Source organism: Rubrivirga sp., assembly GCF_049648075.1.
GTDB lineage: Bacteria > Bacteroidota > Rhodothermia > Rhodothermales > Rubricoccaceae > Rubrivirga.
Window position 1 is genome coordinate 1 of the sequence record NZ_JBARYR010000405.1, and the last position, 6,318, is coordinate 6,318.

The 6,318-nt window shown below is 68.2% G+C and carries 5 protein-coding genes; 4 read left to right on the forward strand and 1 reads right to left on the reverse strand.

Annotated elements, in window-relative coordinates; genetic code table 11:
• The 4 genes from WBA11_RS11695 to WBA11_RS11710 form a co-directional block, all read left to right on the forward strand.
• The coding region (locus WBA11_RS11695) for a glucodextranase DOMON-like domain-containing protein (RefSeq protein ID WP_424520863.1) at nt 1-746 on the forward strand (746 nt) is incomplete at its 5' end.
• Nucleotides 747-763: 17 nt separating this feature from the next.
• Nucleotides 764-1,591, forward strand: a complete 828-nt coding sequence (locus WBA11_RS11700) for a sugar ABC transporter permease (protein ID WP_424520864.1) — start codon at nt 764-766, stop codon at nt 1,589-1,591.
• A 217-nt stretch (nt 1,592-1,808) separates the two neighbouring features.
• Nucleotides 1,809-5,123 carry a carboxypeptidase regulatory-like domain-containing protein gene (locus WBA11_RS11705; protein ID WP_424520865.1) on the forward strand — a complete coding sequence of 1,105 codons (3,315 nt, stop codon included), beginning with the start codon at nt 1,809-1,811 and terminating at the stop codon, nt 5,121-5,123.
• Nucleotides 5,124-5,310: 187 nt separating this feature from the next.
• On the forward strand, nt 5,311-5,931 hold the full coding sequence (locus tag WBA11_RS11710; protein ID WP_424520866.1) for an SAM-dependent methyltransferase: 621 nt from the start codon (nt 5,311-5,313) through the stop codon (nt 5,929-5,931).
• Between the two features lie 12 nt (nt 5,932-5,943).
• On the opposite strand, the gene WBA11_RS11715 is transcribed toward WBA11_RS11710, so the two are convergent.
• Nucleotides 5,944-6,318 (reverse strand): hypothetical protein (locus tag WBA11_RS11715; protein WP_424520867.1); only part of this gene is annotated, 375 nt, incomplete at its 5' end.

Sequence of the window (6,318 nt, forward strand, 5' to 3'; positions counted from 1 at the left end):
GCGACGACGTACCGTCCGGCCCGTCGGCCGGAGTCGGCGACGTGTGGGACGGGTTCGCGTTCGTCCAGCCCGACCTGCGCGACGAGTACTCGGTCATGCGCGCCGTCGCGGACCAGCGCGCGCTCAGCGACGACCAGATCCTGCGCTCGAATCCGAACGCCGCCGTCGCCACGACCCAGACCGATCCCCAGGGCGACGACTGGGGCTCGACGGGCACGTTCTCGTATCCCACCAGCTTCGAGGACGGCGTCTTGGACGTGACCTACCTCGAGGTCGCGCGCGACGACTCCACGACCTACTTCCGAGCCGAGTTCGTGGCCTTGGCCGACGACCCCCAGACGATGGTCGCGTTCGTCATCGACACCGAGGAGGGCGGGACCGAGCGGGTCGAGCGCGGTGCGCGCTACTCCTTCCCGGACGACGGCGGCTACGAGTACGTCATCTTCGTCGGCGACGGGCTCGTCGTCGAGGACGCCGGCGGACGCCAACTCGGCCAGCTCTCGGCCGGCTCGAGCCCGTTCGACCCGACGATCGGCTCCCTCGAGTTCGCGATCCCCACCTTCGTCATGCCGACGCTGCCCCGGGGCGCACGCGTCACGATGCTGGTCGGCGCCCGGACGCCGGGCGGAGGCGTGGGCGAGTTCCTGCCGGTCGCCCGGAACGAGGCGGGCGAGGAGACCGGCGGAGGACGCGTCGACAACGTCTCGCCGAACGTGTACGACGTCGCCACCGGCTCCATCCGCTAGCCCACCCCCGGCGACCCATGAAGCGACTTCTTCCGCGTCTCGGTTCGTACAGCGTGTTGGCGCTGTTCGTGTTCATCTCGGTCTACCCGATCTCGCGGATCCTGACGATCTCGCTCCGCCCGAGCGACCAGCTCCTCTCGAGATCGCTGTCGATCATCCCGGAGGGCGCGACGCTGGACAACTACCGCGTCCTGTTGTCCGAGACGCCGTTTCTGACCTGGCTCGGCAACAGCCTGCTGGTCGCGTTCGTGGTCACGATCACAGGCGTCGCTCTCGCCTCGACGGCGGGCTACGCGTTGTCGCGCCACCGGTTCAAGGGTCGGAAGGCGGCGCTGAGCGGGATCCTGGTCACCCAGATGTTTCCGGCCACGATGCTGCTCCTGCCGCTCTACATCGTGCTCATCGAGCTCGGCCTGATCAACTCGTACATCGGCATCGTCATCATCTACTCGGCGACGGCGTTGCCCTTCTGCGTGTGGCAGATGAAGGGCTACTACGACACGATTCCTGCCAGCCTCGAGGAAGCGGCGCGGATCGACGGGGCGACGCCGTGGCAGGCGTTCTACAAAGTGATCCTGCCGCTTGCGGCACCGGCGTTGGTGATCACGGCGCTGTTCTCGTTCATGAGCGCCTGGAACGAGTACGTCGTGGCGGCGGTGGTCCTTCAGGACGTGGACAAGTTCACGATGCCGGTCGGGCTCAAGCTGTTCCAGGGCTCGATGTCGACGCAGTGGGGGCTCTATGCCGCGGGTTCGCTTCTGGTCTCGATCCCGGTGATCGCGCTGTTCCTGGTCCTGAGCCGCTACCTCATCTCCGGCCTGACGCTGGGCGCGGTCAAGGGGTAGTCGTCCTCGAGGACGAGCAGGCTATCTAAAAGGGCGACTCAGGACCGCGCCGTCAGTCCTGCTGGAAGCGGTCCCGGAACGTCAAGAGGTGGGCAAGACGCGTCCTCGAAGTCGGCACGTAACACGGTTAAGGGGGCGTGTCCATTACGTTGCGTCCAGGTTACGCCACGCGCGGATCGACCGCGTGGTCCGGTCTCACTCGCCCCACCCCGACCCAATGCGTCTTCGCTTCGCCGCCGCCCTCGTGGCCCTCGTGTTCTCCGCCGTCGGCGCCCAGGCTCAGGGCGTCACGACGTCCCGCCTGACGGGCTTCGTCTTCGACGCCTCCGGCCAACCCGTCGAGGGCGCCAATGTGGTCGCCGTCCACCAACCGTCCGGCACCCGCTACGGCACCTCGGCGCGCGCCGGTGGCGCCTACGTGCTGCCGAACCTTCGCATCGGCGGCCCCTACACGGTAACCGCGTCGTTCTTGGGCCTCGAGGACGCCGTCGAGACGGGGTTTTCGCTCCAACTCGGCCAGGCCTTCCGGCTCGATCTGACGCTTGCTGAGACGAGCGTCGCTCTCGAGGGCGTCACCGTCGAGGGCGTGGCCGGCGAGGTGCTGGCGAGCGACCGGACCGGCGCGAGCACGTTTATCGACCCGGCCGAGGTGGCCACGCTGCCGACCATCAACCGCTCGACGCGCGACCTGACGCGGATCGACCCGCGCTCGGACGGCAACTTCTCGTTCGGAGGCCGGAACTGGCTCTACAACAACGTCACGCTCGACGGCTCGTACTTCAACAACGCGTTCGGCTTGGATGACCCGGCCCCCGGCGGCCAGGCCGGCGCCGAGCCCGTCCCGTACGACGCCATCGAGCAGGTCCAGGTCTCCATCGCCCCGTTCGACGTGCGAGAGAGCGGGTTCACGGGCGCGAGCATCAACCAGGTCACCAAGTCCGGGACGAACACGTTCCAGGGCACGGTCTACAGCTTCGGCCGAAACGAGAGCCTGGTCGGCAACACGGTCTCGGGCAACGAGGTCATCGCCAACCCGGACCTGTCGTTCGGCCAGGTCGGCGCGGCGGTTGGCGGCCCGATCATCCGGGACCGGCTGTTCTTCTACGTCAACGGCGAGATCTCGCGCCGCGACGACCCCGGCACCAACTTCGTCGCCGACCGCGACGGCAACCTGTCGTTCGGCGAGAGCCGCGTGCGCGCCTCCGACCTCGAGGCGATCTCGAACCGGTTGCGCGACGGCTACGGCTACGAGACGGGCGCCTTCGACGACTACGTCCGCTCGACGGACAACGACAAGCTGCTCGCCAAGCTCAACTGGAACATCAACGACTCCAACGAGCTCTCGCTGCGGTACAACTACCTCGACGCGTTCCGCGACCTGACGGTCAACCCGGCCGCGATCTCGTTTGCCAACGCGGGCCGCGGGCCGAACGAGTCGAGCCTGCCGTTCGAGAACTCGGGCTACCGCATCAACAACGAGCTCAACTCGGTCGCGCTCGAGCTCAACTCGCGCTTCGGGCTCAACTCGAACCGCTTTTTCGCCAGCTACAGCCGGTTCCGCGACTTCCGCGAGCCGAACTCGGCCCCGTTCCCGACCATCGAGATCGTCGAGGACGGCGTGACCTACACGACGGCGGGCCACGAGCCCTTCTCGATCCGCAACATCCTGGACCAGGACGTGCTCCAGGTGACGAACAACGTGACGGTCCCCGTCGGCCAGCACATTATCACGGGCGGGGTCAATGGCGAGTACTTCTCGTTCTTCAACTCGTTCAACCTGTTCCGCCACGGCCTTTTCCAGCTCCCGTACTTCCTCGACTTCGAGGGCGACGGGATCCCGAACGGCTCGACCTTCTTCGGCGTCGACAACTTCCTGACGGTGACCAACCCCGACTTGCCGCTGTGCGGGGCGGGCACGGACCTGGGCGCCCAAGCCGGCGTCTCGTGCCGCGTCGACCTGAACGGGATGGTCACGCCGGAGTCGCTCGCGTTCAAGGGCGAGCGCATCGAGGTCGGACAGATCGGCGCGTACGTCCAGGACGAGTGGGTCGTGTCGCCGCAGCTCAGCCTGACGCTGGGGCTCCGCGTTGATGTCCCGTTCTACATCACGGACCCGGTCGAGAACCCGTTCTCGACGGGCCTGACCGCCCTCGATGAGAACGACAATCCCGAGACCGTCGACCAGGCCGACCTGCCGGGCGCGACGGCGCTGTTCTCGCCGCGCTTCGGGTTCAACTACGCCCTCGGTGAGGACCGCTCGACGCAGTTCCGCGGCGGCACGGGCGTGTTCACCGGCCGTGTCCCGTTCGTCTGGATCGGCAACGTGGTCTCGAACCCGGGCGGCAACCCGAACCTGCCGGGCGCCCAGCCCTACGACACGATCCCGGAGGACTTGCGGACGAGCGACGAGGCCACGCTCCAGACGTCGTTCGACCTGAACGCGATGGACGACGACTTCCGCTACCCGCAGGTCTGGACGACCAACCTCGCCCTCGATCAGCGCCTGCCGGGCGACGCCGTTCTCACCCTCGAGGGCATCTTCGGCAAGGACATCAACGCGGTCTACGTCCGCAACGCCGACGTCCCGGCGCCCGTCCGCACCCTCGAGGACGGCCGTCCGTTCTTCGGCGGCAGCCAGCTCAACGTGGACGCGTTCGGCGGCAACGACGGCGGCATCTTCGTCATCGACAACTCGTCGGAGGGCTACAACCTGTCGCTCACGGCCCAGATTCAGAAGTCGTTCGGTGACGTGCTGAGCCTGTCGGGCGCCTACGCCTACACCCAGGCCGAGAACCTGTTTGCGACGACGGAGATCGCGTCGGTCCTGTGGGGCGCGAACCCGGTCCAGGGCGACCCAAACCGGCCCGGCCTGGCCAACGCTGAGTTCGGCCAGCCGCACCGCTTTGTCGGGACGGCCCTGTTCCGCCAGGTGTGGGGACCGACCGCGGCGACGAGCGTCGGGCTGTTCGCGACCGCGGCCCAGGGCAACCAGTTCCTGTACGCCGGCGGCAACCGCTACTCGTTCACCTACTCAGGCGACGTCAACGGTGACGGGTCAGGCGGCAACGACCTGATCTTTATCCCGGAGAACCCGAGCCAGATCCGGTTCTCCGAGGCCGACGGCGCCGGCACCGCGGCGGAGCAGTACGCCGCCCTCGACGCCTTTATCGAGCAGGACGACTACTTGTCGGCCAACCGCGGCCAGATCGCGGAGCGCAACGGGGCCGTCAACCCGTGGTACACCAACGTCGATATGCGCGTCTTGCAGGACCTGTCGTTCCTGACCGGCGGCGCCCAGAACACACTGCAGCTGAGCCTGGACATCCAGAACGTGGCCAACCTGCTCAGCTCCGACTGGGGCGTCCGCAAGGTGGCCAACCCGGCCGCGCGGTCGCCTCTGACGCTCGTCGGGTTCGACGACGACGGCGAGCCGCTGTTCAACTTCACGGGACCGCAGGAGACGTTCGTGGACGATCCGAGCGAGTTTTCGCGCTGGCGCGCGCAGCTCGGCATCCGCTACCGCCTCAACTAACGGCGTCCGACTCCCACGGGACGTCTCGGTGCGGACCCGCTGGCCTACGCCGGCGGGTCCGCGCTGTTTTTGAGGTAGACCGTCCTCGAGGACGTCGCCGCGGTCCGACCCTCGAGGGTGTCTCGTCGAGGATGCGTAAGCCCGTCCGTCCTCGAGGGCGTCGGCAGCGCACATACCGTCAATCCTGATGCCTGGACCTCCGCCCGACTTTTGGGACGCCCGCTACGCCGAGCCCGACCTCGCCTACGGCGACGCGCCCAACGACTTCCTGGCGTCCGTCGCCGTCCGGATCCCTCGAGGCCGTGTCCTGTGCTTGGCCGAGGGGCAGGGCCGCAACGCCGTTTTCCTGGCGGCGCGCGGCCTCGAGGTCGTGGCCGTCGATCGGTCCGAGGTCGGCCTCGAGCGGGCGCGAGCGTTCGCGGCCGAGCGCGGCGTCGAGATCGAGACGGAGGTTGCCGATCTCGAGAACTACGACCTCGGCGTGGAGGCGTGGGACGGCATCGTGTCCATCTTCGCCCACACCAGTGCGGACGTTCGCCGGGACCTGCACCGTCGCGTGGTCGCCGCGCTTCGACCCGGCGGCGTGTTCGTCCTCGAGGCGTACACGCCCGATCAAACCGAGCGTGACACGGGCGGGCCGTCGGGTCCCGACGCTGTCGACATCACGATGACCGCGGACAGTCTGCGCGACGAGCTCGCCGGCCTCGAGGTCGAGCACCTCGAGGAGGTCGAGCGGGCCGTCCTCGAGGGCGCCTACCACCGCGGCGACGCGGCGGTCGTCCAGATGCTGGCGTTCAAGCCGAGTTGAGCCTGGAGCCGGTTACCAGCGCTTCGGCGTCGGCAGCAAGCCGAGAAGTGCGAACGCCGCTTGGTAGATCGCGGACAGCCCGTCGAGGACGGGCTGCCACAGGCGCAGGTCGGGCTCGTCGCCCAGCCCGTCGAGGACGTCGTTCAGGACGGAGCGCTGGAGCAGGACCTTGCCTGCGAGCAGACCCCACCCATACGGCACGCCGGTTGCCAGGTGCAGGATGGGCGCGGCGACCCACAACACCAGGTTCGCCGCGTTGAACACGCCGAGTGCCGCCAGGACCGTTGCGGGATAGTGCGTGCCGGCGCTCGCGTGTCGGCGCTTCTGTCGCCAGAACGCGCCCCAGTCCGGCGGGGCGGGGGAGGGGACAGCCGCCGGGCTCCACAC

Bases quoted from the DNA above. Each gene is read 5' to 3' on its own strand.
- WBA11_RS11700 (WP_424520864.1), top strand. From the start codon at position 764: ATGAAGCGACTTCTTCCGCGTCTCGGTTCGTACAGCGTGTTGGCGCTG.
- WBA11_RS11705 (WP_424520865.1), top strand. From the start codon at position 1,809: ATGCGTCTTCGCTTCGCCGCCGCCCTCGTGGCCCTCGTGTTCTCCGCC.
- WBA11_RS11710 (WP_424520866.1), top strand. From the start codon at position 5,311: ATGCCTGGACCTCCGCCCGACTTTTGGGACGCCCGCTACGCCGAGCCC.